Origin of the sequence: Streptomyces sp. NPDC102278 (assembly GCF_044766345.1) — a bacterium.
Taxonomy (GTDB): Bacteria; Actinomycetota; Actinomycetes; order Streptomycetales; family Streptomycetaceae; genus Streptomyces.
In genome coordinates this window covers 135,516-162,065 of record NZ_JBIWLV010000010.1, presented here as the reverse complement: position 1 = coordinate 162,065, position 26,550 = coordinate 135,516, and the positions used below count along the sequence as shown (strand labels likewise).

Sequence of the window (26,550 nt, the reverse complement as noted above, 5' to 3'; positions counted from 1 at the left end):
CTGACGCGTCCGGGCGAACCCGACGTCTCCGGCGTAGCCCGACGTGCCCCGGTCGTACGGCGCGGTGCGGCGGCGCGTGGCGTTCATAGCGGACGGAATGGGTGATTCCGGAGACGCTTGATCACGAATGAGCTTTTTCGGTCAGGATTGAACCGATCACTCAGCGTAAGGGGAATCGGCCGGCTCCCCTTCGCGCCCCTGCCCTCCCTTGCCCCGCCTGCCTCGCGCCACATGCGCGACAGGCAGGAATTCACGCGGCCGTACCCCGGGTAGGGCGAAAGATTTCCCGACCTCGCCCCCCGGTGACGCAAAAGAAGTCCGAAACTGACGGGGTTGCTTTGACTCCCGACAGGGGGTCGGTGACTGTCGTTCACATGTCCGAAACATCCCCGGCCGTCGCCGATGGCCCCATGCGTTCGCGCGACTTCCGCCTCTTGCTCGCGGGAGCCGCCACCGGACAGCTCGGTGCCCAGGTGACGCTGGTGGCGCTGCCCCTCGTGGCCGTCCTCGCGCTCGACGCCCCCGCCTTCCAGGTGGGCCTGCTGACCGCCGCGGAGACCGCCGCCTTCCTGCTCGTCGGACTGCCCGCCGGGGCACTCACCGACCGCATGCGCAAGCGGCCCCTGATGATCCGCGCGGACCTGGTGCGCGCGGTGGCCATGGCGAGCATCCCCGCCGTCGCGCTCGCCGACGCCCTGACCATGGCCCAGCTCTACGTCGTCGCGCTCGTGACCGGCGTGGCGACCGTGTTCTTCGACGTCGCCCATCAGAGCTACCTGCCGCAGATCCTGCCCCGGGACCAACTCGTGGCCGGCAACGGCGCACTGGAGACGGTGCGTTCCACCGCCCAGGTGACCGGACCCGGTGTCGGCGGCGGACTGGTCCAGCTCGTCGGAGCGCACTTCGCGGTCATCGTCGACGCCGTCGGCTACGTGCTCTCCGCCCTGTTCCTCTCCCGCGTCAAACAGCCCGAGGAAGCACCCGAGCCCGCCGCCGCCGGGCGTTCCCTGCGCAAGGAGATCGGCGAGGGCGTCCGCTTCGTCTTCGGCCATCCGCTGCTCCGCGTCATCGCCCTGACCACCGGCCTCGCCAACCTCTGTACCGCCGTGCTCATGGCCACGCAGACCGTGCACCTCGTCCGCGTCGTCGGCCTGAGGCCCGGCGGGCTCGGCATGGTGCTGTCCGCGTCGGCCGTGGGAGGGCTCCTGGGCGCCCTGTGCGCCGGGCGCCTCGCCGCCCGGCTGGGGCAGGCCCGGGTCATCCTCCTGTCCGTCCTGGTCACAGGCCCGTTCGCGCTGCTCTGGCCCCTGTCCGGGCACGGTGCGTCCGGGGCGGCCCTCTTCGCCGCCGGATCGGCGGTCGTCTCCTTCGGCGCCGTCGTCTACAACGTCGCCCAGGTCAGCTTCCGCCAAGGGCTGTGCCCACCGCGGCTGCTCGGCCGGATGAACGCCACCCTGCGCTTCCTGATGTGGGGCACCCTGCCGCTCGGCGCGCTCCTCGGTGGCGCCCTCGCCCAGTCCTACGGATCGCGTACGGCACTCGCCTGGTGCGCCGTCGGCATCCTCGCCGTACCGCTGCCGCTGCTGCTCTCCCCGCTGCGCCGGATGCGGGACCTGCCCGGCCCGCAGGACGACGCCGGGCAGGACGACGCCGCGCGGGACGACGCCGCGCAGGATCCCGGCCCGCAGGACGACGTCCTCGCCGCCGCCCACCAAGCACCGCGGGAGAACGCCCCCGCCGAGGGCGACGAACGCCCGGCCCCCGCACCCACCCGCTGACCACCCGTACGGCGCGCCGGTACGACCTCGCACGGGCACCGCCCCGTCCCGCCCGCCGCCACACCGTTCCGCGCGACCGCGGCCACCACAGAGAGAACCACGTGCTCAGCATCACGAGTCAGTACCTGGCCCGCTACCGGCGTCTCACCGCCGGCGACCGGCCCGACGTCCTGTTGCCGGTCACCGGAGCACAGCGCCGCTTCCTCCTGGTGCGTTCGCTGGACCCGTCGGGACGCCCCGACGTGGTACCGATGTTCTTCGCCTTCCCGGCCGGGACCATCGACCCCGAACGCCTGCGGGCAGCGGCCCGCGGGCTCGCCGCACGGCACACCGCGCTGCGCTCGCGCCCCGCCGTCGTCCGCGGCACTCCCGTCCTGCGCGTCGCCGATCCGGACGTCGACGTGACCCGGCCGCCCGTCGTACCGGGGGAGCGGCCGGCCGACACGCTCCGTCGCGCGCTGGCCTCCTGGGACGCGCGGGGCCCCGCCCTGCGGCTCTTCCTCGTACGCGACGAGGAACGCGCGGAGGACGTCCTCGCCGTCGCCTTGGACCACGCCGTCTGCGACGGCCGCTCGCTGGCACTGATCGTCGACGAACTCGGCGCCGCGTACACCGGGGAGCCCACCGCACCCCGTCCCGGCCCCGAGGAGACGGAAGCCGAACTCGCCGCCTACCGCGCCGCGGTCCTGCGCCAACTCGCCGCCGAGGAACGGGCGCAGACCCCCGAGGCCGCCGCGTACTGGGCGGACCGGCTGCGCGCGGTGCACACCCACGCCCCGCCGCCCCGTCCGGCACGCGCACCCGAAGGCGCCCTCCCCGACGCCGCCATCACCAGCGGCGCCGCACAGGCCCGGCTGCCCGCCCGCGACGCCGGCGTCCCCTTCCCCGCACTGCTCGACGCCTGCCGCTCCGCGGCCCGCGCGTTGTACGGCCCGGACCACGTGGTCCCGCTCGGCTACCCGTGGGGCGGCCGCCCCGCGGGAGCGGAGGCCGTCGTCGGCTGCTTCCTCAACACCCTCGTCTTCCCGGCCGACACCGGCCACGGATCCGATCCGGAGGCGACGGCCGACGCGTGGTGGGACGACCTCGACCGGGCCGACGTCCCGTTCGACGCGGTCGTGACCGCCGTGCGCGCCGCCGGCTCGCCGTGGACCGGCGGCCTCGACGGACTGCTGACCGTGGACGACGACAGCCGACGCCCGCCCCTGACCCTGGCCGGTGTCGAGGGACGGGAGGTCCACGTCGACGGCAGACCCGTCCGCGGTCCCTTCGCCGTCTCCGTCACCCAGGGAGCGGAGATCGACCTGCGGATGGTGTGGGACCGCGCGGTACTCGACGACGACACCGCGCACCGGGCGTTCGACGCGCTCACCCACGCACTGCGCCCCTGTGGGCACTCCGCACTCTGACCCGGCCGCGGCGCCCCGGGTGCCCCCGGCCCCCGCGCGACGCACCGGCGCTCACGCGCACCGGTCCCGCGCCCCCGGCGCGCCCCCACGCCGCCGCGCACCCCCGAGCCCCCACGGCTGCACACGGCCCCCCACGGCATCCCCGCACGCCCGCAGCGGCACCGCGCGACCCGCGAAGCCGCCCGCACGACCACCGGACACGACCGTGACCGGCATCGGAAACCGACCCGACAACCCCAGGGATCGCCCATGCTTCCCCTCTCCTCCTCGCAGGAGATCGTCTGGCTGCACGAGCAGATGCAGCCCGGCAGTCGCGCCTACAACTTCACCGCCGCACTGGACCTGTGGGGCCCGCTCGACACCGAGGCACTGCGCCGGGGGCTCACCGCCACCCTGGCCCGCCACCCCGGGCTGCGGCTCGAACTCGTCGCCTCCACCGGGTCCGTACCGGGCCAGCGGGTCGCGCCGCAGTGCTCGCCGAGGCTGCGCACGGTCGACCTCGGCACGGAGGAGGAACCCGAGGCCGCCTTCGCCCGGCTCCTGCGCACCGAGGCCGAGACACCGCTCGACACCTTCGAGGCACCGCTGATCCGCTGGACGCTCGTGCGGCTGGCCGAGCGCCATCACCGGCTGGTCCACGTCGAGCACCACCTCATCCACGACGGGCACTCCTTCGCGATCCTGCTCGACGACGTCTTCCGCGTCTACCGCGCCCACGTCCTCGGCGAGAACCCGGAACTCCCGGCCGCCTCCTCGTACGCCGACCACGTCCGGGCCGGCGCCGCGTACGCCCCCGAATCGCTCGACTTCTGGCGGGCCGAACTGCGCGACCAGCACCACGACCTGCCACTGCCCGGCCTCACCCGCCCCGGCGCCCGCCGCAGGCACAACGGCGGACAACTGCGCCAGACGATCGGCGCCGACCTCGCCGAACGCCTGCGCGGACACACCCGTTCACGCGGACTCACCCCGTTCGCCACGCTCCTCGGGCTGTTCGCCGAACTCCTGCGCCGGCACAGCGGCCGCTCCCGGATGGTCATCGGCACCGCCGTCGGCAACCGCCCCCTCGGCTACGAGGACGCCGTGGGCATGTTCGTCAACACCATCCCGCTGCCGCTCGCCCTGGACGGCGCCGCCCCCGCGCAGGACACCATGGACGAGGTCACCGACACCCTCCTGCGGGCCCTGCCGCACCAGGACGTGCCGGTGCAGGAGCTGACCCGGGCGCTCGGCATGCACACCTCCGGCGCCGACAACCCGCTCTTCTCCGTCATGTTCAGCGCCCACGACGCACCGCTGCCCGAGATCGACGTACCCGGTCTCGACATCACCCTCTTCGAGGGGTTCAACACCGGCACCACCCGCTTCGACCTCGACGTGGTGCTGCTCCCCGACGACCGGCGCGGCGTCACCCCGCGCCATGGCTCACCCGGCATGACCCTGGTCTGGGACTACGACGCGGACCTCTTCGGCGAGGACGTCGCCCGGTTGCTCTCCGGCCGCTTCCTGGACCTGCTGCGCGCCTACCTCGACAGCCCCGCGACCCCGCTGGCCGACCTGGCACCGACCGTCGTGGAGCCGGCCGCCGAACCCGTGCCCGTCCCGGCCGACCGCGATCCGCTGGATCCCGTGGCCGCGCACCACCCGTCGCTGCCGGCCCTGCTGTGCGGCGCGCGCCGCCTCACCTACGGCGAACTCGACGACCGCGTCCGCTCGCTCGCCGAGCGACTGCGCGACGCCGGTGTGACGCCCGGCCGGCCGGTGGCCGTGGTCCTGCCCCGAGGGACCGACTCGGTCGTCGCCCTGCTCGCGTGCCTGCGGACCGGCGCCGTCTACTGCCCGCTTTCCCCGTCCGATCCGCCGGCCCGGCTCGCACTGCTGCTGGAGCGGCTCGCCCCGGCGCTGGTCCTCACCGGTGAGGGCGCCCCGGCCCTGCCGGAAACACTGCCGACCGCCCGGATCGACGCCCCCGTACTGCCGCCCGCGCGCGAGGGCGCCGTACTCCCCGCCGCCGCCTACGTCATCCACACCTCCGGCTCCACCGGGACGCCGAAGCCGGTCGCCGTCGGACACGCGGCGCTGGTGCACCACCTGACGTCGGCCGCCGACCGGTTCGGCCTCACCACCTCCGACCGGGTCCTGATGTTCGCCCAGCCGTCCTTCGACGTGGCGCTCGAAGAAGTGCTGCCGACCCTGCACGCCGGTGCGTGCCTGGTCCTGCCCGAGTACGAGGTGCCCACCGGCGCGGAGCTCACCGAACTGCTGGTGTCCGCCCGGGTCACCGTCGCCAACCTGCCCACCAGCTACTTCCTCGCCACCCGCGAGGACCTGCGTCCCGCGCTGCGTGACGAGAGCTGGACACCGAGGCTCCTGGTCCTCGGCGGCGAGCGCCTCCCCGCGCAGGCACTGCGCGCAGTCCTCGCCGACACCGACGCCACCGTGCTCAACGTGTACGGCGTCACGGAGGCGGCCATCAGCTCGACCGCCCACGAGATCTCCCGCGACGCCCTCGCCGAGAACGCCGAGATCCCCCTGGGCACCGAGTTCCCGGGCGAGCGGGTCCACGTCCTGGACGCCCACCACCGCCCGCTGCCGGCCGGCGCCGTCGGTGAACTCGCCGTCGCCGGGCCGGGTCTCGCCGAAGGCTACGCGGGCAACGCGCAGGCGACGGCCGCCCGGTTCGTCCACCTCGACGCACTCGACGGACAGCGCGTCTACCTCACCGGCGACCTCGGCTACCGCGGCCTGGACGGCCTGCTGTACTTCCTCGGCCGACGCGACAACCAGATCAAGCTGCGCGGTCACCGCATCGAACTGGAGGAGATCGAGGCGGCGGCGTCCGCGGTGCTCGGCGGCCGGTCCTGCGCCGTCGTACTGGACCGGGAGAGTTCCGGCGGGCCCCGGCTCGTCGGCTTCCTCGAAAGCGGTACCGACGGCGCGGACGGCACCGACGGTGCGGACGGTGAGGACGGTGCGGACTTCGACGAGAAGACGCTGCACGCCGAGTTGAGTCACCGCCTGCCCGGCCCCCTCGTGCCCGCCCGCTGGGCGCGGCTGGACACCATGCCGACCCTCGCCGGAGGCAAGCCCGACCGTGCGGCCCTGGCCCGCCGAGCGGCGGAACTCGACCCCGAGGTCACGGTGACGCACGAGCAGTACGGAGGCGACCGCGCGGCCGAGCCCGAGGCCACCGCCGGGTCCGCCGCGTCCGCCGGGTCCGCCGGGTCCTCCGGGTCCTCCGGGTCCTCCGGGTCCTCCGTGTCCTCCGGGTCCGACGATCCGATGACGGCGCTGCTCACCGAAGGCTGGCGCGAGGTCCTCGGCCACAGCCGGTTCGACGCCCGCTCCCACTTCTTCCACAGCGGGGGCCATTCCCTGCTGGCCGCCGAACTGGCCGCCTGGCTGGAGCCCCGGCTGGGCACGCGCCCGCAGCTGAAGGTGCTCTTCCGCAACCCCGTGCTCGCCGACCAGGCCGAGGCGCTCGCCACCACCGCCCTTTCCACGGAGTCGTGATGACCCAGTCCCCGACCATGCCCGCCCTCCCCGCCACGCCCGCCGCCACCGGCACCGCCACCGGCGCCCCGCACGGCACCGGCACCGCCATCGCGGCCGGCACCGTGCCGAGCGTCGCCCATGGCCCCGCCGCCGAACCGAGCAGTGTGCTCGCCCGCTTCGAGGACCGGGCCCGGCGTGACCCGCAGGCCCCGGCCGTGATCGACGGCGCCCGGACCTGGACGTACCGGGACCTCGACGCGGCGGCCGCGCGGATCGCCGCAGCCCTGGGCGACCGCGTACGACCCGGTGACCTGGTCGGCGTCTGCCTCGACCGCTCCGCCGCCCTGGTGGTGACCGCCGTCGCGCTCGCCCGGATCGGCGCCGTCTACCTGCCGCTCGGCCCCCGCCCCGGCGAACGCCGCACCCGGGCCGTCACCGAGGACCTCGACGTCGCCTGCCTCATCGGCGACCCCGGCGTCCTGCCCGAGGAACACCGCACCGGGGAGCACGTCCCGCTGCCGCTGCCCACCGACGGTGTCAACGCCCCCGCCGCCGCGGTGGCGGCGTTCACCGGGTCCGTCCGTGGTACCCGGCGCGCGCCCGAAGGCGCCCTGTACGCCGTTCTCACCTCCGGCTCCACCGGCCGCCCAAAGGCCGTCGCCGTGGCCGAGACCTCGCTCTCCGTCGCCCTCGACTGGTACCGGGCCGAGACCGGCCTGGCACCGGGCGACCGCCAGTCCCTGCTCATCGGCGTCGCGTTCGACCCGCACCTGCTGGAGCTGTGGGCCGCCCTGACCTCCGGCGCCGCCCTCGTCCCGGCCCCGGACGACACCCGGTGGGACGCGCACGTGCTCACCGACTGGTGGCGTGACACCGCCCTCACCCACGTCGTGGCGGCCACTCCCACCGTCGAACCGCTCCTGGACCGGCCGTGGCCGCAGGACCTGAAGCTGCGTCACCTCGTCGTGGGCGGCGACCGCATGCGCCGCCGCCCCGCCGCCGACGTCACCGCCACCGTCCACAACGCCTACGGCCCGGCCGAAGCCACCGTCATCACCACCACGCACGCCATGCGCCCCACCGACCCGGAAGCCGGCGACCCGACCCCGCCCCCCATCGGCACCGCGCTGCCCGGCGTCACCCTCGTCGTCACGGACGACGAGGGACGGCCCGTCGCGCGCGGGCAGGACGGTGAACTGCGCGTCGGCGGCCACTGCCTGGCGCTCGGCTACCTCGACCCCGAACTCACCGCGCGCCGGTTCACCGCCCCTGCGCGCGATCTCCTGCCGCCCGCGATCGACCGCCTCTACCGCACCGGCGACCGGGTACGGATGAACGCCGACGGCAGCCTGGACTTCCTCGGCCGCCTCGACGACCAGGTGAAGATCAGCGGGGTGCGCATCGAACCGGCCGAGGTCGAAGCCGCCTTCGAGCAGGACCCCCGGGTACGCAGCGCCGTCGTCACCGTGCTGCGCGACAGCGCCGGCCACGGCCGCCTCGTCGCGCACGTACGGCCCGCCGACGGCGCCGAACCCGCGGCCGGGGACCTCCTCACCGCGGTCCGCGCCTGGCTCCCCGAGCAGGCCGTCCCCGCCACCGTACGGATCGTCGACGGCTACCCGCTCGACGCCAACGGCAAGGTGGACCGGGCCGCCCTGGCAGCCCAGGCCCAGGCCCCGGTCCCCGCGACGCCCCGGACCGCCACCGCGGACGACCTCGCCGACGCCACCGCCACCGCCACCGAGCGGCTCGTGCTGACGACCGTGCGCGAACTCCTCGGCCGGCCCGGCACCGGCCTCGGCGACAACTTCACCGACGCCGGCGGCACCTCCGTCGTCGCCGCACGCCTGTTGGCGGCCGTGGAACGCGAGACCGGAATACGCCCGCGCGCCCACGAACTGCTGCGCAGCACCGACCTCCGCGCCTTCGCCGCCCTCCTCGACCAGCGCCGGACCCCGCGCCCGGAAGGAGCCTGACATGACGACCACCACCCAGCCGCCCGTCGCCCCGACGAACGGCACGACGAACGGCCCCACCACCCAGCGGCCCGTCGCCCCGACGAACGGCACGACGAACGGCCCCACCACCCAGCCGCCCGTCGCCCCGACGAACGGCACCCCCGCACCGCCGCCCGGCGAGCGCCCCACCGGACCCGTACCGTCGCCGGCGCGGCAGGCCACCCTGCCGGCGCTCCTCGCGCGGCACGCCGAGCTCACCCCGAACGCCCTCGCCGTCGTGGACGGCGACACCACCCTCACCTACGGCCGCCTCCTCCACGCCGGCCGCGCCCTCGCGGCGCGCCTGCGCGACCACGAGGTGGCGCGCGGCGACCGGGTGGCGCTGCTGACGACGCGATCGTCCCGCACGATCGTGGCGCAGCTCGGGCTGTGGCTGGCCGGAGCCGTGTGCGTGCCGCTCGATCCCGCCCAACCCGGGCCGCGTACCGAGGCGATGATCACCGACGCCGAGGTGACGCTCATCGTCGGCGACGCCAAGCTGCTGGAGGCGGCCACGCTCCCCGCCCCCGCCCTCGCCCTGCCCGAGGAGCCGCTCACGAGCGGCCCGCCGGTAGACGAGTCCGACCCGCACGGCCCGGCGTTCATCATGTTCACCTCCGGCTCCACCGGCCGCCCCAAGGGCGTCGCCGTACCGCACGGTGCCATCGCCGAGCTGGTCACCGCACCCGACTACGTCACCCTCACCGGCCGCGACCGCGTCCTGTTCCACTCGCCCATGACCTTCGACGCCTCGACGTTCGAGGTCTGGGTCGCGCTCGCCAACGGCGCCGCGGTCGTCGTCTGCACCGAGCCGCGGCCCTCCCTGGAGGACCTGGCCCGGCACGTCGAGCGGTACGGAGTGACCGTGGCGTTCTTCACCACGGCCCTCTTCCACCAGCTCGCCGCGCGCCGCTCCCGGGTCTTCGCCCAGCTCCGCTCGGTCGTCGTGGGCGGCGAGGCGATGGCCGCCGCACAGGCCCGCGAGGTGCTCACCGCCTTCCCCTGGCTGGAGCTCGTCAACGGCTACGGGCCGACCGAGACGACCACGTTCGCCACCGCCCACCGGGTCACCGAGCGGGACTGCGAGGCGCCGATACCGATCGGCAGGCCCGTCGCCGGAGCCACGGCGCACGTCCTGGACGCCGACGGCCACCCGGTGGCCGAGGGCGACCGGGGCGAACTGTGGGTCGGCGGAAGCAGGCTCGCCCACGGGTACACGGGCCGGCCCGAACTCACCGCCGAACGGTTCGTCGAGCACCCCGCCGCCGGCCGGGTCTACCGCACGGGTGACATCGTCTCCCTGCGGCCCGACGGCATCCTCCAGTTCCACGGCCGCAACGACGACCAGGTCAAGGTGCGTGGCTTCCGCATCGAACCCGCCGAGGTCGAACACGCCCTCCGCGAGCAGCCCGACGTGGACGACGCGGCCGTCACCGTCGACGCCGCCGGCACCCCCGAGGCCTGCCTGACCGCGTACGTCGTCGCCGCGCCCGGTCCGGTGCCCCCCGCCGCGGCGCTGCGCGAGCGGCTCGCCGCCGTCCTGCCCGCCCACCTGGTGCCCGACACGGTCACCGTGCTGGACCGGCTCCCCCTCACCCCGGCCGGCAAGGTCGACCGGCGCGCCCTCGCCGGACGCGCGCACACGGCCGAGAGCCGGCCGGCCGACGCGCCGGCGGCGGAGATGACACCGCTGGAACAGGCCGTGGCCGAGGTGTGGAGCCGGGAACTGGGCACAGAAGTCACCCGCGCCGACGCCGAGTTCCTCGCCCTCGGCGGTCATTCCCTGCTCGCCCTCGCCGTCACCGACGACCTGCGCGAGGAACTCGGCGTGGAACTCTCCCTCGCCGACTTCTTCGCCGCCCCGACCGTCGCCGCGCAGGCCGCCCTGGTCGAACGCGCCCTCCTGGCCTCCCACGCAGACCTCCACCCCGAGACCCCGGAGCACAGCGATGTCCACTGACGCCGACTCGGCGGCGCGCGAGCGCCAACAGCGAACGCAGCGGGAACTGCTGCGCCGGGCCCGCGCCGGAACCGCCCGGCGCACGACGGCCGAGCCCGCCGCCGGCGCCGTTGCGCCCGCCCCCGGGCCCGCCCCCGTGCCCGCCGACGAGGGCGGCCACGCACCGCACGACACCACCCACCGCGGCGGTACCGTCCCCACCGCCCCCACCGCCCCCACCGCCGCAAAGTCCGCGAGCGGCCCCCTCTCCCGCGCCCAGCGCCGCATGTGGCTGATGGAGCGGCTCGGCGGCGCGGGCGACTCCTACCACGTACCGTTCGCCACCCGGCTGCGCGGCCCGTTCGACGTGACCGCGTTCGCCGACGCCCTCACCGCCCTGGTGACCCGGCACGGCATTCTCCGTACCCGCTACACGGAGCGCGACGGCGAGCCCCGCCAGGAGGTGCTTCCCGCGCCGCGGACGGTCCCCGTACCCGTCGTCGACGCCGACGTGACGCAGGCTCCCGGGCTGCTGCGGCGCGAGTCGGCCCGGCCGTTCGACCTCGCGGCCGGCGACTCCGTACGGGCACTCGTCCTGCGCCACGGCCCGCAGGACCACACCCTCCTGCTGACGTTCCACCACATCGCCGTGGACGGCGGTTCACTGGAGACCGTGGCCCGGGAACTCGCCGTCCTCTACACGACGGCCACCGACGGAACCAGCCGGCACCCGCTCGCCGCGGCGCCCCAGTACGCCGACCACGCACGCCGCGAGCACGACGCCCTCCCCGGCTTCGAGGCGGAACTGGACCGCTGGAGCGACCTGCTGGGCGACGCCGCCCCGCCGCGCCTGCCCCGACCGGCGGCGGCCGCACCCCACACCGCCGACCGTCCCGCGACCGTGCGCACCGTGCCCCTCGCGCCCGCCGTGCCCGACGCCCTGCGGGCGCTGGGCGCGGAGCGGCAGGCCACCCTCTTCGCGGTGTCACTCACCGCGGCCTTCGCCGCACTGCACCGCCTCACCGGTGACGACGACCTCGTCATCGGCGTCGCGGGCACCCACCGCAGCGGAACCGCCATGCGCGGCCTCGTCGGCCTGTGCGTCAACACCCTGCCCGTACGGGTCGACGTCTCCGGCGCCCCGTCCTTCGCCCGACTGCTGCGGCGGGTACGCGACGCCCTCCTCGAAGCCCAGCGCCACCGGCACATCCCCTTCGACCTGGTCCTCGAACGCCTCGGCGCCGGGGCGCGCGGCGCCGACGGAACCGCGCTGGTCCGCGTCACCTCCGACGTCCTCGGCGAGCCGACGGTGCTTCGCCTGCCGGGTACGTCGGCCGAGTACGTGGACGTCCCCACCGGCGGCGCGAAGTTCACCCTGTCCTACGGCTTGGGGCTGGGCGACGCCGCACAGCCCGTGGCGCTCGTCCAGTACGACGGGAACACCCTGGACGACACCGTGGCGGAGGCGGCCGTACGGGACTACGCGGCCCTGCTCCACGCGGTGGCGGCCGACCCGGAACTGGCCCTGGGCGCCCTGCCCCTGCCCGACCCGAACCCCAGGTCCGTCGCCCCGACCGGCACCGGCTCCGGCCCGACCGGCGACCGCCCCCCGACCGGCACCGGCTCCGGCCCGACCGGCGACCGCCCCCCGACCGGCACCGGCTCCGGCCCGACCGGCGATCGTCACCCGGCCGCGCAGGCCTTGCGCGCCCACCCGCAGGTCGCCGACGCCACGGTGGTCCAGCCCGACCAGGGCCCGCCCGTGGCCTACGCCGTCCTGCGCGACAGCGTCGGCCCGTCCGGTCACGAACTCCTGGGCCTGCTGCGCCGTTCGCTCGCACCCGAGACCGTACCCGCCACGGTCACCCTGCTCGACGCGCTGCCGCGTACGGCCGCAGGGCCGCCCGACCACGCCCGGCTGCCCGGGCAGTCCGGGCCGGGCGCCCCGGCCGGCCCCCGGGCCGAAGCGGTCACGGCGGCCTTCCACACCGTGCTCGGTCTCCTCCCGTCGCCCGACGACGACTTCTTCGCCCTCGGCGGCCACTCCCTGAAAGCCGTGCAGCTCGCCGAACGGCTGCGTACGGATCTCGGACTGCCACTCACGGGCCTCGACGTGCTCCAGGCCCGCACGCCGCGCGCGCTGACCGCGCTCCTCGACGAACGGGCGGCACGGCAGAGCGCCGCGAAGGCCGCGAGCAGGCCGGCCCGCCGCTCCCGAGACATCCGCCCGGGCACGGTACTGGTCACCGGCGCGACGGGCGGCGTGGGCGCGTTCATCGTGCGTGAACTGGCCGGTCGGGGACGCCCCGTACTGGCGCTGGCCCGACCCGAGTCCGCGCACCTGATCACCGCCGAGGGCGTCGACGTCATCGAGGGCGACCTCACCGACCTGGCCGGGCTGCGGGACGCCGTCGCGCACGCGGACGCGGTCGTCCACGCCGCCTGCACCTTCACCCGGCACGACGTGGACCTGGCGGCGATGGAGACGATGGTCGACGCCTGGCGGCGCGGACCGTTCGTCTTCGTCAGCAGCGTCGACGCCTACGGCCACCCCGGGACGGACCGCGTCGCCGAGGAATCGCCGCCCCACGAGCCCGTCGGCCCGTACGGAAGGGCCAAGCTCGACTGCGAGGCCCTGCTGCTGCGCGCCGCCGGGACCGAGGGACGCGGCGGAGCGAGCGCCGTGCGCTCACCGATCGTGTGGGGCGCGCACGACCGGCTGCGCGAACAGCTGCGCTGGGGCGCCCTCGGCACGCTCTACCAGTGCGCCAGCCAAGGCCGACCGATCGAACTCCCTCGACCCGGAACCGGCGGCCACGCCTGGTACGGAGCCGCCTGGGTGCACGCGGCAGCCCTGGCCCGTGCGGTGGTCGAGTGCCTGGACCGTCCCGTGCACGGAGTCGCCAACGCCGCCGGCGGCCACGTGTCCTGGCGCGACCTGGCACAGGACCTCACGGAACTGCTCGGCACCCGCGCGGACTTCCGCGAAACCGGCGCGGTGCCCCGGGACCTCGATCACCGCTGGCACTACGACAGCGCACGCCTGGCCCGCCCGCTCCGGCCACGGCCGGGGGAGGACCGGCGAACCGTGCTGGCGGAGATGATCGCCGGCATGACAGCCGGCACCGACTGACCCACCCGCCGCGCCCGGAGCGCCGCCCGGCTGTCACATTCCTTCGTCGTGGCGGGTCAGAGCAGTGAAAGCCGCACTGACCCGCCCGTACGAGGGAGAAGCCATGACCGAGTCGATACGCGTCACCGAAGGCACCGAAGGCACCGAAGGCACCGAAGGCAGCCGAGGCACCGGACTGCTCGGGAGGCACGTCGTGCCGAGGCCGGGCCGGCCTCACCCGCACCTGCCCGCGGACACGGGCAAGAGCCGGCTCACGCCCCCCGGGTGGATTCCCGGCAAGGCGGGCAGGGCGTACCGCGCGCCCCTGATCGCCGCCGCCTCGGCGGCTCTCCTGATCGCCGCCGCGGCCCCCGCGCCGGCCTCCGCGCACCCGGCCCCCGCGTACCCGGCTTCGGCCTCCGCGGGGGCGCACCGCTGGACCCCCGGCTGGGCAACGGCCGTACAGAGTCCTTCCCAGAGCTGGTACCCGACCTGGGCGGAGGCCGGCTTCGACCACCAGACCGTACGGCAGACCGTGCGCGTCGGCGCGGACGGCACCGAGCTGCGCGTCCGCCTGTCGCACGCCTTCGGCACGACGCCGCTCCGGCTGACCGGCGCCACCGTCGGCGTGTCGGCCGGGGGCGCCGCCGTCCGGCCCGGTACCGTCCGCGCGCTGACCTTCGGCGGGTCCGCCTCCCCCTCGATCCGGCCCGGGGACCGGCCGACCAGCGACCCGGTCCAGCTGCCGGTGAAGGCGGGTGACCGGCTCGCCGTCACCTTGTTCTTCGTCGGTCCCTCGGGCCCGGCCACCTTCCACAACGTGGCCATGGAGACCACGTACCGGGCCGACGGCGACCACCGCGCGGACGTGAGCGCGGACGCGTTCGCGCAGAAGAGCGCGTCCTGGTACTTCCTCGAAGGCGTGGACGTGGCCGGGAAACCCGCGGGAGCGCGGAGGGACACGGTCGTCGCCCTCGGCGACTCCCTCACCGACGGGGCCGCGTCGACCCCCGGAGCCGACAACCGTTACCCCGACCAGCTCTCCCGGCGGTTGGCGGCCGAGGGCCGACCCCGTCCGGTCCTCAACGCGGGCATCGGCGGCAACCGGGTGCTGAGCGACTCCGCGTGTTTCGGAGAGAAGGCCACGACCAGGTTCCGGCACGATGTGCTCGACCAGATCCGCGTGGGCACCGTGATCGTGCTGGAGGGCACCAACGACATCCTCATGGGCGAGACCCCGGCGAACGCCTGCACCACCACGAACCGGCGGGTGACCGCGGCCGAGTTGATCGAGGGCCACAGCGCGCTGATCCGTGCGGCCCGCGCCCGGGGGATCACCGTCGTGGGCGCGACACTTCCGCCCGGCAAGGGCATGGAGAGCGGGACTCCCGCCGAGACCCGCACCGCGCTCAACCAGTGGATCCGCACCAGTGGCCGGTACGACGCCGTCGTGGACTTCGACCGCGTTCTCGCGGACCCGCTGAACCCCGGGCGGCTGCTTCCCGCGTACGACAGTGGGGACGGACTCCACCCGAACGACGCCGGGTACCGGGCGATGGCGGACGCGGTGGACCTGGACTCCCTGTAGGCCGTCCCACCGAGTCCCGCACGTGCCGTGCCCGTCAGTGGCGGTGCATGGTCCGCAGGGCTTCGACCAGGACCCTCGGGTCATGGCGGCCCTTGTAGACGGGCGGGGGCCGCTTGTCGAGATCGAGGAGGGTGGCCACGGCGGTCCAGGCGGTCCGCACGGAGTACTCGACGGTGAAGACCACGTCGTCGGGGACTTCCGCGTACTGGCCGATGAAGGCGAGGTTGGTGGAACCCGGAGGGACGACCCGGGGCCGGTCACCGAGGCTGCGGACCAGGAACTGGCTGGTGATGTACGGCATCAGGGCCGGGATCACGATCGAGTTCTCCACGATCCGCTCCCCGGCCCCGCCGAACGGCAGGTGCCCGATCACTTCGCGAAGGATCTCCCGACCGCTGCACTCGCGCATCGGTTTCCCCACGTGCTCGCCCTCCTTGTCGGGGAAGAGGGCGTAGCCCCACCACACGAAGGTGTCCTCGGGCTGCTCGCGGAAGTGCGGTTGGTGGTTGAGGACGATGGTCAGCAGCCAGTTGGAGTCCTTGAAGGTGATCAGGCCGCCCTTGCCGGCTTCACTGCCGGAGAACTCCTCCATCAGCTTGAAGAAGGTGGGGTCCTTGGTGGTGACCGTGAAGGATTCCCAGGTGGAGTCGGCGATGGAGGAGTCGAACACCTTCGGGTTGCCGAGCCCCTGCCGCTTGGCCGCGAGCTTCTCCCACAGGCGCCAGGCGCCGCCGGCGTCGGAGGTGTCCAGGACGGGGGCCGTGTCGGTGGTGCCGGTGGTGGAACTCGCGGTCATGGAACCGTTGGTGACCATCACCAGGTCCTCGGGAGCGACGGGAACGGTCTCCTCCCGACCGCTGCGGGTCCACGTGATCGACTCCACGGTCAGCGCCTCGCCGTCGACCAGCCCCAGGTCCGTGACCGTGGTCTCCTGCAGGATGGTGACGCCCTGATCGGTGAGCCACTTCACCATCGGGCGCACGATCGAGTCGTACTGGTTGAAGCGCGTCCGGTAGATGCCCGACATGGAGTCGAACGTCTTGAACAGATGGATGAACCGGTTCAGATAGCGGCGGAACTCGATCGCACTGTGCCACGGCTCGAAAGCGAACGTGGTGCACCACATCCACCAGAAGTTCGTCTCGAAGAAGCCGGGGCTGAAGCAGTCGGTGATCCGCTTCCCGTCCAGCTCCTTCTCCGGCGTGGCCGAGCACGTGATCAGCTCCAGCCGGTCCCGCTCGGAGAACCCCATGTCGTGGGAGGGGAGGACCCTGCCGGAGGAGTCGACGAGGCGCGCGCGGTCGTCCCAGGCGAAGTCCTCGTGGAAGGCGAACGTGTCCTCGGTGACCGACTTCGACGGGTCGTCCAGCGAGGGGATCGAGCCGAGCAGGTCGTAGGTGCACTCGAAGTGGATCTCGAACATGCGCCCGCCGCGCATCGTGTACCCGGTCTCCGGGGAGCCCGCCGCGTCCAGACTGCCGCCGTTGCGGTCCTGCTCCTCCAGGATCACGATGTCGGCCCCCGCGAACTCGCCCTCACGGATCAGGAACGCCGCCGCCGACAGCGATGCCACCCCGCTGCCCACCAGATACGCCTTCGCCATGTCCAAGTCCTTTCGGCGGGTGCGAGGAAACCTGAACTTTTTATCGCATATGCGCCGGAAAGTGGGGGAATTGCATGCCCGGATCGCCGACCGACCCCCTTCGTTCATCGCCGACCGACCCCCTTCGTTCGAGGGAGGCCGGGCCGGCGTTCGTCCGGGGAAGCCGCCCGACGTCAGGCCGCAGACGTCAGACGCCGGCCGCGGCGGCGGCGATGATCCAGTTCCTGAACTCGACGGCGTAGTGCCGCAAGTGGTGCTCCAGGACGTCCTGCGGGCACGAGGTGGGCACGTAGACCGTCAGGCTCGCGGTGAACCCGTCGGCGGTGTCACCGAACTGGGTCAGCGCGCGCCCGACGACCGTGCCGTCGGCCAGGAAGAGGTTCGAGGACATCTTGTGCGGAAACTCCGACTCCGGGAGGAGCTCGGCCGCGTCCGCGGCCCAGGCCATCGCGTCCGTCCCCCAGCCGCCCATGAAGAAGGAGCAGACGTGGGGGCCGATGTTCTCCACCACGTTGAAGGATCCGTCGGCGCCGGGCGCCATCACGTAGTGCTCGGGGTGCGCCGCGAGGAGTGCGGCCTCGTCGCCCGCGAAGGCCCTCTCCATCCAGGCCAGGAACGCGCCCGAGGTGAGGCCCCGCGTGGCGAGCACCGTCGTGCCGGCCGTGAAGCCGCCGTCGGAGGCGAGCGCGCTCTGCCGCAGGAAGGCGTTGCCCTCCTCGATGTCCGCGGCCAGGAGGTCGAGCAGTCCCTGGCGTCCCAGTCGCGTCCGGAAGCGGTCCAGGGCCCGGCGGGCGTAGAACAGCTCGAAGTCGTCGATGCTCCCGACGCCGGTGGGCCCCGAGGCGAGCGTCACGGTGACGGGCGGGGGAGTCTGCTGATCGGTCATGGTGGAACCACCTCCGGTAGGATGTGAATCCGAATTCACATTCACGTTATGAGGTTACCCGGAGGGGTGCACCACTTGTCAAAGGGACCTGCCGGGACCGCCGCCGTTACGATGCGGGACATGATCGAGGAGCCCGACCGTCCAGCGCCCTACCGGGCTCCCCGCCAGGCGCGCAGCGCCGCGACCCTGGCCCGCGTGCTCCAGGCGGCCGAGGAGATCGCCTCTTCGGCCGGCCTGGACGAGATGACGATGACCGGCGTCGCGGAACGCGCCGGCGTCGCGGTCGGCACGATCTACCGCCGCTTCGAGGACAAAGAACAGCTGATCACCGCCCTGACCGAGCGGATGCTGGAACGGCGCGAGGAGTACGTCGCCCGGAAACTCGGCGCCGCCGAGCCGTCACTTCCGGGCGTCATGGACGCCTACGCGCACGCCCTGCTGCAGTCCTTCGCGGACAGCAGCAACCTCTTCCCCGAACTGCTGCGCGTGCGGGGAACCAGGTCGCTGGACCGCGGGGCCCGCACCATCACCGAGATCCACCGCCTCCTGCTCGAAGCGGCGGCGCCCTACGTCGACCAGATCCGGCGCGCCGACCCGCAGGCGGCACTGGACACCGCGGCCCGCGCCGTCCTCGGCGCCTGCTTCCACAATTCCGTACGCCCCGACCCCGTCACCGGCGAAGCGGCCAGACGCCGGTACGCGGACGAACTCGGCGACATGGCCACCGCTTACCTCCTCACCCCAGACCGCCCCCGCACCGCGGGCACCTGAGCGAAACACCCCGCCCGACGCCACCTCCCCCCGGGCGGGGTAGCTTCAAGGGTTCTCCGACGCACGGCTGTTGGCGTCGGAGCCCGAAGGCCGACCCGGCGTCCGCAGTGGTGGTACGTCGTCCTCAGGGCTCGGCGACGGGTGGCGACGGGTGGCGACGGGTGACCGGTTGCCGTCACGGGCGGGCACGTTCGGCCTGAGTGGTCAGCGGCTGCCGGCGCCCGCGGCCTCGTTGAGCATGCGCGTCAGCCGGACGGCGAAGTACGCCGCCGCGGCCGCCGCGGCGATGTTCAAAGCCGCTGCCGCCGTCGCGAGGTTCACCGCGTCGAGGAGTTGGTCGAGCTCCTCGGCCCGCTGGTAGCGCAGGTTCGCGTACCGGGCGAGCAGCACCGAGCCGATGAAGGAGCCCCACCAGAGGTTCACCGGCCAGAAGGAGGCGCGGTCGGCAGCTGTGGACGGCTTCACCCGGGCGCCGGCGCTCCACACGTCGACGGCGATGCGGTACGGCATCCAGAGGCAGGCCACGGGCACGAACCAGGCGCCGATCGCCCAGCCCGGCCCCTTCCCGAACTGGTCCGGGGCCAGTGCGCCGGCGTTGCGGCGCATCCGGTGGAACCAGGTGATGAAGGCGGCCGCACAGGCCACGAGAGCGGCCACGTGGATCTGGTCGTGGACCAGGAACATGTGGTGGGCCTCGTCCAGCCGGTCCTGGGAGACGTAGGCGAAGCCCCCGTCCCCCTGCACGTCGGAGCGCAGTCGGGCGTCGATGGAGAGGGAGAAGAGGTCCGTGACCGCGACGACGGCCAGCAGGACGCACACCCCCACGAGCAGACCCCGCGAAGTACCGGGTGCCCGTACGGCTATCGGCGGGCGCGGTCGGAGAACGCCGGAAGTGGACATGAGGGACCCCCACGGGCAAGGAAACGGAAATTGCCCGCGGATGAGCGTGCAGGGGGAAAGTACGCCAGAGCAGGGCCGTCCGTCCATGGGGAATCCCCTGGTCCGGGTAACCGGAGGCCCGGCCCCGACCCCGGTCCCATCCGTCCTGTCCGGCTCGTCAGTCCTGTCCGTCTCGTCCGTCCCGGCCGTCGCTTCCGGCGCGCACCGTCCACGATGGCCGCGTCGTTGCCGCGCCGGTGCCACGCCGTTGCTACGTCGTCGCCCACGACTTCTGGACCACGCTCCACCAAGCGGTGGACGACTGACGACGAGCCCGACCGCCGCCTTGCGGCCGATTCCGGCCACTTCCGGCCGCCGGTCGGCCGGTAGGCGTCTCGGAACACGTCCGGTGGCCGCGAGATCGTGGAAGCCGACCCGCACCCGGCACGGACCGTCGGTGGTGCGCCCCTGGAGGAACCGGTGCCGCAGGACGTTGAGTTCGACCTCCCCTTCCCCCGTGCTCTCAGCCCGGACCTCGAAGGGACGCGGGCGCACAACCTTCAGTGGGTGCGGCGCATGGGCCTGGTGGGGGAGGGGAGGTCACTGGAGTGGTACGCGTCGTGGGACATGCCGCGCTTGGCAGCCTGGGGGTTCCCCCACGCCCGGGGCGCCGCGCTGGATCTGTGCGCGGACGCGATGGGGTTCTTCTTCGTGTTCGACGACCAGTTCGACGGCTCGCTGGGTCGGGACCCCGCCGGGACGGCCCGGGTGTGCCGGCGGCTGATCGACATCGTTCACGGCGCCACCCCGCCCGCCGGTGGGGACGCGTGCTCGACGGCGTTCGCCGACATCTGGGCGCGCGGCATCGACGGCGCCCACCCCGGATGGATCGCGCGGTCCGCGCACGAGTGGGAGTACTACTTCGCCGCCCAGGCCCACGAGGCGATCGGCCGGCTCCGCGAAACCCCGAGCGACATGGAGACCTACCTCCAGGTGCGGCGCGGCATCGCCGGCACCGACCTGCCACTGTCCCTCGGCGAGCGGGCCGCCGGGATCCACGTCCCGCCGGCCGCTTTCCACGCTCCGCAACTGCGGATCATGCGCCAGGCCGCCACCGACATCACGTTCATGTGCAACGACGTCTACTCCCTGGAGAAGGAGGAAGCGCGCGGCGACATGGACAACCTCATCCTGGTGATCGAGCACAGCCGTCGCTGCTCCCGCCAGGAAGCCCTCACCGAAGCCCGCACGGAAGTCCACCGGCGCGTGCAGCGGTTCCGCGAACTCGCCTGCCAGGTACCGGCCTTGTGCGCGCAGCTGGGTCTGACCGGCCCGGAGACGGCCGCCGTGAACACGTACGTCGACCTCATGGCCGGATGGATCAGCGGATACCACGCCTGGCAGACCCGGACCCACCGCTACACGGGCGCATCCCACGTCCGGCCGCACACCGGTCCCGGCTACTTCGACAAGGTCCTGGGCGCCTGACGGGCGCCGATCAGTCGAGACAGAACTCGTTGCCCTCCACGTCCTGCATCACGAGGCACGACTCGTTGTCCTCATCGGCGAGCAGCAGTCGAAAGCGAGTCGCGCCGAGCGGGATCAGTCGCGCGCACTCGGCCTCAAGGGCGGCCAGGCGCTCCTCACCCACGAGCCCGGTGCCGACCCGCACGCACAGGTGCAGCCGATTCTTGACGACCTTGCCCTCGGGCACGCGCTGGAAGTACATGCGCGGTCCCACACCGGAGGGGTCGACGACGGCGAACGCCGAACCCCGCTGCTCCGGGGGCAGTGCGGCATTGTAATCGTCCCACGTGGCACATCCCTCCGGGGGCGGCGGTACGACGTACCCCAACACCTCACACCAGAAACGAGCGACGCGCTCGGGTTCCGCGCAGTCGAAGGTGATTTGGAACTGCTTGATCGATGCCATCGGCCCATCGTAGGCGCGGATTTCCACGCCGTCGCCACGGGGCCGTCCCCTGGCCGGGTCGTGGTGCATGCATTCCCCTGCTCCTGCCCACGCCTCTCGGCGCACCGTCCTGCGTACGCACGCCGGCCAGGTCAGGTTCTACGCCGGGCGGAACGCCGCTGGGCGTGGACCGTGAGGGTGAGGGGGTGAGTGATCCCGAGAGCCCTGATGCAGGAGTCGAGGGTCCGCTTGTACAGGCGGAGGGCTTCCTTGCGCCTCCCCAACACGTGGTAGGTGGCGGCGATGTTCATGCGGGTGGTGAGGCTGTCGGGGTGGCCCGCCCCGTGCACCCGTTCCTGGTGCGGGAGGTTCGCATCGAGCAGGGCCAGTGCCCGGTCGTAGTTCCTCGTCGCCGCGTGGGCGACGGCCAGGTTGTGGCGCGCGGTGAGGGTGTGTGGGTGGTCCTCGCCGAGGGTACGCGCGCATGCGGTGAGGTTGTCCTCGTAGAGCGGGATCGCCCGCTGGACGTCCCCGGCGTCCTGGTGCGCCTGCGCGAGCTGGTTCCGGGTGGTGAGGACGTCGGGATGGGAGGGGCCGAGCGCGATCTCCAGCCCGTGCAGCGCCTGTTGGCAGAGCGGGACCGCCTCCTTCGGCAGGCCGAGGAGCAGCAGGCTGCACGCGAGGAGGTTGAGGGCGGCGAGGGTGTCGGTGTGATCGGGGCCGAGAGCCCGGGTACGCCCCTGGAAGGTCCTGTCGTACAGGTGGACGGCCCGGTCGAAGTGGCCGGCCAGCCGGTGGGCATCGGCGAGGTGCCTGAGGGTGGTGAGCGTGTCGGGGTGGTCCTCGCCCAGGGTTTGCTCCCGGAGCCGGAGGTTCTGCTGGAACAGCGGGATGGCCGGCCCCGGGTCGTTCCTCATCAGGTGGGCCACCGCCAGGTTGTGGCGGGTGGTGAGGGTGTTCCGGTGCTCCTCACCGCTCAGCTCCCGACTGTCGTGGTAGGCCTGTGCCAACAGGGGCATGGCGCCTTCCGGGTCGTCGGCCTGGAGGAATGCGTAGCCGATGTCGGCGCTGCGCGTATCGGCACTGCGCGTATCGGTTCCGAGAGGGCTGGTTCCGAGAAGGCCCGTACCAGGAGCGTCGGAGTGCCCTTCCTCCGTGGGACGCGGCCCGCCGGTGGACCCGGCATCGCCCCGCCCACCCGGCTCGCCCGACCTGTCTGGCTCGCCCGGTTTCCGAGCGGCCAGGGAGTGGGCACTGCCGATGTCGCCCGCCTCCCGGTAGGCGAGGGAGAGCGCCACGCGGACGGCTCGGGTCCTGCGGTGGTTCGCACCGTGGAGGCGCTCCATGTCCCGCAGCGTCCGTTCGAACATCGGGAGGGCCCGGTCGAGGTCGCCGGCCTCCTTGTGGGCGTGCGCCAGGTCTCCGCGGGCGAGGACGGTGTCGGGGTGGTCCTCGCCCAGGACCCGTTCCATGTCGTGGAGGTCCTGCCCGAACAGTTCCGTGGTGGGGAGCCGCAAGCCCGCCGCCAGACGGGCGGCCGTCAGGTTGTGGCGGGTGACGAGGGTGAGGTGGTGGTCTTCGCCGAGTTCGCGTACGCAGGCGTCGATGTTCCCTTCGAGCAGGCGGACGGCCTCGTCGAGATTGCCCGCGGCCTGCTGCGCCCGGGCGAAGTTGGTGATGCCGGCGAGGGTGCTGAGTTCGTCCGTGCCCTTCAGCAGGCCCAGGGCGACGTTCTGTTCCAGCAGGTCGAGAGCCAGGTCCGTGCTGCCGGCAGCACGGTGGGCGTCGGCGAGGTTGTTGCGGGCGGCGAGGGTGAGGGGGTGCCTTTCGCCCAGGGTGCGTTCCGCGTCCTCCAAGGCCCGCTCGTAGAGCGGAATGGCGCGCTTCAGGTCGTCGCCTTCCTCGTAGGCACCGGCCAGGTTGTGACGGCAGGCGACCGTGTCGAGGTGGTCGGGCCCCAGCGTCCGTTCGTGGTGGGCGAGGGCTCGCCGCAGGTGTGTCGCGGCGCGGGCCGCCAGCCCCTGGCTGAGGAGGAACACCCCGGCGTGGTTGAGGAGCCTCGCCGTCCTGGTCGTGTCGGCTCCGGGCGCCGTGTGGCGGGCCACGGCGTCCATGTGCGGGAGCATGACGTGCCCCGTCGGCCACGTGGCGGGATCCTGCCACTGGCACGGCTGGACCGCCGCGAGCAGGGAGGCGGTCGCGTACGAGCGGGCCTCCTGGACGAGGTCGGGCGTACGGTGCGGGTCGTCGGCGTCGGGCGTCCGGGCGAGTGACTGGACGAGGCGGTGTACGGCCAGGGAACGGCTCCCGGCGTCGACCTTCACCATGCTGTAGGCGTTCAGGGTGCCGATGGCGTCCGCGAGCTCGGCCGGTTCGGCCACCCCGTCGAGGAGCCCGACGGGAATCCTGTCGGGGGCGTACCAGGCCAGGATCCGCAGCACCTCGGAGGCCAGGGGCTGTCGTTCGGCGATGCGGTCCAGTGCCACGCGCCACGTACGGGCGACGGTGCGCTCGGCGTCGGTCACACCCACGGCGCCCCGCCCGAGCATCGCGGCGGGGTCGTCCCGCAGCAGGTCCAGGTACGAGCGCGGCGTCAGCAGGGGGTTCTGGGCGAGAAAGGCGGCGGCCTGCTCGACGGCCAGGGGCAGGTGTCCCAGTTCGGCGCACAGTTCGTCCGCTCCCGCCATGTCGCGTGGGCCACCGCCGGTCACGATGCCCGTGAGGAGGGCGAGGGACTCGGACGGGTCGAGGACGTCCAACCGAATGACGGTGGTGGCGTCGTTCCACACGGTGGCGAGCCTGCTGGTGACCAGGAAGCGGCCGGCGGGCGCGCGCGCCAGCAGTTCGGCTATGTCGGCGGGGTCGTTGACGTTGTCCAGGACGAGCAGCCAACCGGTGTGCGTGGCCAACCACTCCTTCCCGTTCTCGACCAGCGCCTCCACGGTCATCACCTTGGACGCGGCAGGCTGGAGGGCCATCCCCAAAGCGGCGAGGCCCTGCTCGACGCCGGCCGGACTGTCCGCGGTGATCCAGCGGATCGGCGTCAGACCGAGCGCGCCGGCCCGGGTGGCCGCCCAGTGAGCGGCCAGGGCGCTCTTGCCGACCCCGCCCAGTCCGTGCACGGCCTGTAACAGCGCCACGCCGGGACGCCCCGGGTGTCCGGGGTGCCCGGCCATGGCGGCGTCCAGGCGGTCGAGTTCGGCGATACGGCCGACGAAGCGGCCGGGCCGGTAGGGCAGGTTGTCGAGACCCGGCCGGGACCTGACACCGCCCGCCGGGACCACCGCCTCCGGCGGCAGGACCACGGTGGAATGGTCGTTGTAGATGCCCGTGACGGCGATACCGCCGTTCGTCGCGGTCGCGTTGCCACTCGCCGACACCTGCTGCACGGGATCGACGGGCGCCGCGGGTGTGACGCCGCCGAGGGCGCTCCGCGCCACCGTGCCCTTGCCCGTGTCGCGTCGCCTGCCCCAGTGCCACTTCGCCATGCCGTCCCCCCACCCACTGCCACCGAATCGCGACTCAGGTCACTGGTCGTGCACTATGCCGCTGACGGCGCTGGAACCCGCGCCCGTGGCCTGCGCGTCGCCGGTGTTCACCGCCCGCGCCGACCGTCCGTCCTCGCCCGCACGCTTCACCCCGGTCACCGCGCTGCCGCCACCGCTCGCCACGGCCCTTCCCGTCGCGACGGCGACATCGCCGGCCGCGTCGGCGACGTACGAGACCAACGTGCTCAACTCCCGCGCCGCCCGCTCCTGTTCCCGGGCGTCCAAGGACTCCAGCAGCATCTCGAAGCGTGCCCGCCACTCCCCTTCCTGCCGCGCCCGCTCCTGCTCAGGATCCCCGGCGGCCGCCGGCTCCAGGGCTCGCGCGGTCCGGTCCAGTCGCTCCAGTTCGGCGCGGCCCCGAGCGGTGTCGCCACGTCCCAGGAGGGCCGCGGCGCGCTCACGCACCACGAGCCACGCATCGGTCCCGGCGGCCTGCACCACCGCACCACCGCCTGCCGCCGCCACCGCGGCCAACGCTTCGACCAGCACAGCCCACCCCACAGTTCGACTCGACGCGGTCAGCCGCAACGTACCGCCCCCGCCCGGCGGATGGGGCCCGAACCATGCGATGTGGGGAGAGCCACCGTCCCGGATGCCGGCGCCGGCGCCGGCATCCCGCCAGACGCGCCGCACTCAGCCGCCGGGTCGCCTGGGTTCCGTCCATCCGCGGCATAAGCAGGTCCCTGCCTGGCCCGCTTCTGCGCGACGGAGCCGGCGCCGGCGTCCCGCTTGACCGGGCGGCCACAACGGCGCTAGCGGAAGCAGGGGGTGGAGACGAGGAGACGAGGGTGGACAGGGCTGCCGGTCCGGCAAGGTCAGCTCGGGTCCGCTGCTGCCGTGCCCAGTCGGGCAAGACGTCCGCGTACGAGGCTACTCAGGCGGCCTTTGAGTACGCCCGCTCATGCTCCGCGCGCCGGTCGCTCCCTATCGTGACCTGCATGGACACGAACCCGGCCCCCACCGATACCGCCACTGACAACACCCCCACCACGGACACGCCCCGATGGTTCAGCGGCTGCGCGATCGCCGTCGTCGTCCTCACCGTCCTTGTCATCGCGGGGGCTTGGGCACTGGCCGAGTTCGAGAAGGGCCTCGACGGCTACGGTCAGCTGGAGCAGAGCGGCCCCTCCGGATACGTAGCGGACCCACTCGGCCCCGGCGCGACCGCCCGGTACGAGGACGGCCTGAAGGTGACCGTCAGCCCGCCGCGCCCGGAGTCCGACGGCACCTACAGCCTCACCGTGACCTATGAGAACGACACCGACGAGGAGCTCCGCCTCGGCGGGGACTCGTCGGATGACGGGGTGTCCGAGTACGGCCCCGCACCACTGGTCGTCCGCGCGGGCAAGTCGCTCGATGACCACACCTCCGGATACAGCCTGAACTGGTTGAACCAGCGGGAGTCCGGCGCCGCCCTCATGCCGGCGTTGGGCGCCGACAAGAAGCGCAGGATTCCGGTCCGGATCAAGCCGACGATGAAGGGAGTCCCGATGACGGTGGAAGTCGACCCGCCGGCCGCCGGCTTCCGGGAGACGGCGTACTTCCAGCTCACCCTGGACTGACGGCGACGGTCCTGCCGCCGCGATCGACTACGCCGCAGTCGACCATGCCGCGCTCGACAGCGTTACGGTGA

The 26,550-nt window shown here is 73.4% G+C and carries 16 protein-coding genes; 10 read left to right on the top strand and 6 right to left on the bottom strand.

Features of this window, described 5'->3' with window-relative positions; all coding sequences use genetic code 11:
- Positions 1–374: 374 nt before the first annotated feature.
- The 7 genes from ACIRO3_RS23960 to ACIRO3_RS23930 all read left to right on the top strand — a co-directional run bounded on the left by ACIRO3_RS23960 (position 375) and on the right by ACIRO3_RS23930 (position 15,318).
- Positions 375–1,778 (top strand): MFS transporter, encoded by a 1,404-nt coding sequence (locus ACIRO3_RS23960; protein ID WP_404139992.1) that lies wholly within the window; start codon positions 375–377, stop codon positions 1,776–1,778.
- Positions 1,779–1,879: 101 nt separating this feature from the next.
- Positions 1,880–3,187 (top strand): condensation domain-containing protein, encoded by a 1,308-nt coding sequence (locus tag ACIRO3_RS23955; protein ID WP_404139989.1) that lies wholly within the window; start codon positions 1,880–1,882, stop codon positions 3,185–3,187.
- 249 nt (positions 3,188–3,436) lie between these two features.
- Positions 3,437–6,700, top strand: coding sequence for an amino acid adenylation domain-containing protein (locus ACIRO3_RS23950; protein ID WP_404139986.1), 3,264 nt, complete (start codon positions 3,437–3,439; stop codon positions 6,698–6,700).
- The gene (locus tag ACIRO3_RS23945; RefSeq protein WP_404139983.1) at positions 6,700–8,658 is read left to right on the top strand and encodes a non-ribosomal peptide synthetase; all 1,959 of its coding nucleotides are present in this window, start codon (positions 6,700–6,702) and stop codon (positions 8,656–8,658) included. Before ACIRO3_RS23950 ends, ACIRO3_RS23945 begins: the two co-directional genes overlap by 1 nt.
- Position 8,659: 1 nt before the next feature.
- On the top strand, positions 8,660–10,639 hold the full coding sequence (locus ACIRO3_RS23940; protein ID WP_404139980.1) for a non-ribosomal peptide synthetase: 1,980 nt from the start codon (positions 8,660–8,662) through the stop codon (positions 10,637–10,639).
- On the top strand, positions 10,629–13,751 hold the full coding sequence (locus ACIRO3_RS23935) for a condensation domain-containing protein (protein ID WP_404139977.1): 3,123 nt from the start codon (positions 10,629–10,631) through the stop codon (positions 13,749–13,751). Before ACIRO3_RS23940 ends, ACIRO3_RS23935 begins: the two co-directional genes overlap by 11 nt.
- Positions 13,752–13,854: 103 nt before the next feature.
- Positions 13,855–15,318, top strand: a complete 1,464-nt coding sequence (locus ACIRO3_RS23930) for an SGNH/GDSL hydrolase family protein (protein WP_404139975.1) — start codon at positions 13,855–13,857, stop codon at positions 15,316–15,318.
- A 34-nt stretch (positions 15,319–15,352) separates the two neighbouring features.
- Here the strand turns inward: ACIRO3_RS23930 and ACIRO3_RS23925 are convergent, their stop codons facing one another.
- The gene (locus ACIRO3_RS23925; RefSeq protein WP_404139972.1) at positions 15,353–17,029 is read right to left on the bottom strand and encodes an oleate hydratase; all 1,677 of its coding nucleotides are present in this window, start codon (positions 17,027–17,029) and stop codon (positions 15,353–15,355) included.
- Between the two features lie 79 nt (positions 17,030–17,108).
- Entirely contained in the window at positions 17,109–17,807 is a 699-nt protein-coding gene (locus ACIRO3_RS23920) for a hypothetical protein (RefSeq protein WP_404139969.1), read from the bottom strand.
- Between the two features lie 120 nt (positions 17,808–17,927).
- Here ACIRO3_RS23920 and ACIRO3_RS23915 point away from each other — a divergent pair, with 120 nt between their 5' ends.
- Positions 17,928–18,578, top strand: a complete 651-nt coding sequence (locus tag ACIRO3_RS23915; protein WP_404139966.1) for a TetR/AcrR family transcriptional regulator — start codon at positions 17,928–17,930, stop codon at positions 18,576–18,578.
- Between the two features lie 204 nt (positions 18,579–18,782).
- Here the strand turns inward: ACIRO3_RS23915 and ACIRO3_RS23910 are convergent, their stop codons facing one another.
- The gene (locus tag ACIRO3_RS23910) at positions 18,783–19,478 is read right to left on the bottom strand and encodes a DUF4328 domain-containing protein (protein ID WP_404139963.1); all 696 of its coding nucleotides are present in this window, start codon (positions 19,476–19,478) and stop codon (positions 18,783–18,785) included.
- A 459-nt stretch (positions 19,479–19,937) separates the two neighbouring features.
- On the opposite strand from ACIRO3_RS23910, the gene ACIRO3_RS23905 reads away from it, so the two are divergent.
- On the top strand, positions 19,938–20,945 hold the full coding sequence (locus ACIRO3_RS23905; RefSeq protein WP_404139961.1) for a terpene cyclase: 1,008 nt from the start codon (positions 19,938–19,940) through the stop codon (positions 20,943–20,945).
- A gap of 10 nt (positions 20,946–20,955) precedes the next feature.
- Here the strand turns inward: ACIRO3_RS23905 and ACIRO3_RS23900 are convergent, their stop codons facing one another.
- From ACIRO3_RS23900 to ACIRO3_RS23890, 3 genes are all read right to left on the bottom strand, one after another.
- A complete protein-coding gene (locus ACIRO3_RS23900) occupies positions 20,956–21,390 on the bottom strand; it encodes a VOC family protein (protein ID WP_404139958.1) in 435 nt (144 codons plus the stop codon).
- Between the two features lie 131 nt (positions 21,391–21,521).
- On the bottom strand, positions 21,522–24,857 hold the full coding sequence (locus ACIRO3_RS23895; protein ID WP_404139956.1) for a tetratricopeptide repeat protein: 3,336 nt from the start codon (positions 24,855–24,857) through the stop codon (positions 21,522–21,524).
- A 39-nt stretch (positions 24,858–24,896) separates the two neighbouring features.
- Complete coding sequence (locus ACIRO3_RS23890; RefSeq protein ID WP_404139953.1) at positions 24,897–25,406, bottom strand: hypothetical protein; 510 nt, start codon at positions 25,404–25,406, stop codon at positions 24,897–24,899.
- 449 nt (positions 25,407–25,855) lie between these two features.
- On the opposite strand from ACIRO3_RS23890, the gene ACIRO3_RS23885 reads away from it, so the two are divergent.
- Positions 25,856–26,479, top strand: a complete 624-nt coding sequence (locus ACIRO3_RS23885) for a hypothetical protein (RefSeq protein ID WP_404139950.1) — start codon at positions 25,856–25,858, stop codon at positions 26,477–26,479.
- Positions 26,480–26,550: the final 71 nt, after the last annotated feature.

Excerpts from the sequence above, each read along its gene's own strand:
- ACIRO3_RS23950 (WP_404139986.1), top strand. The coding sequence starts at position 3,437 with ATGCTTCCCCTCTCCTCCTCGCAGGAGATCGTCTGGCTGCACGAGCAG.
- ACIRO3_RS23900 (WP_404139958.1), bottom strand. The coding sequence starts at position 21,390 with ATGGCATCGATCAAGCAGTTCCAAATCACCTTCGACTGCGCGGAACCC.
- ACIRO3_RS23960 (WP_404139992.1), top strand. The coding sequence starts at position 375 with ATGTCCGAAACATCCCCGGCCGTCGCCGATGGCCCCATGCGTTCGCGC.
- ACIRO3_RS23930 (WP_404139975.1), top strand. The coding sequence starts at position 13,855 with ATGACCGAGTCGATACGCGTCACCGAAGGCACCGAAGGCACCGAAGGC.
- ACIRO3_RS23910 (WP_404139963.1), bottom strand. The coding sequence starts at position 19,478 with ATGTCCACTTCCGGCGTTCTCCGACCGCGCCCGCCGATAGCCGTACGG.
- ACIRO3_RS23940 (WP_404139980.1), top strand. The coding sequence starts at position 8,660 with ATGACGACCACCACCCAGCCGCCCGTCGCCCCGACGAACGGCACGACG.
- ACIRO3_RS23920 (WP_404139969.1), bottom strand. The coding sequence starts at position 17,807 with ATGACCGATCAGCAGACTCCCCCGCCCGTCACCGTGACGCTCGCCTCG.
- ACIRO3_RS23945 (WP_404139983.1), top strand. The coding sequence starts at position 6,700 with ATGACCCAGTCCCCGACCATGCCCGCCCTCCCCGCCACGCCCGCCGCC.
- ACIRO3_RS23915 (WP_404139966.1), top strand. The coding sequence starts at position 17,928 with ATGATCGAGGAGCCCGACCGTCCAGCGCCCTACCGGGCTCCCCGCCAG.
- ACIRO3_RS23885 (WP_404139950.1), top strand. The coding sequence starts at position 25,856 with ATGGACACGAACCCGGCCCCCACCGATACCGCCACTGACAACACCCCC.
- ACIRO3_RS23935 (WP_404139977.1), top strand. The coding sequence starts at position 10,629 with ATGTCCACTGACGCCGACTCGGCGGCGCGCGAGCGCCAACAGCGAACG.
- ACIRO3_RS23895 (WP_404139956.1), bottom strand. The coding sequence starts at position 24,857 with ATGGCGAAGTGGCACTGGGGCAGGCGACGCGACACGGGCAAGGGCACG.
- ACIRO3_RS23925 (WP_404139972.1), bottom strand. The coding sequence starts at position 17,029 with ATGAACGAAGGGGGTCGGTCGGCGATCCGGGCATGCAATTCCCCCACT.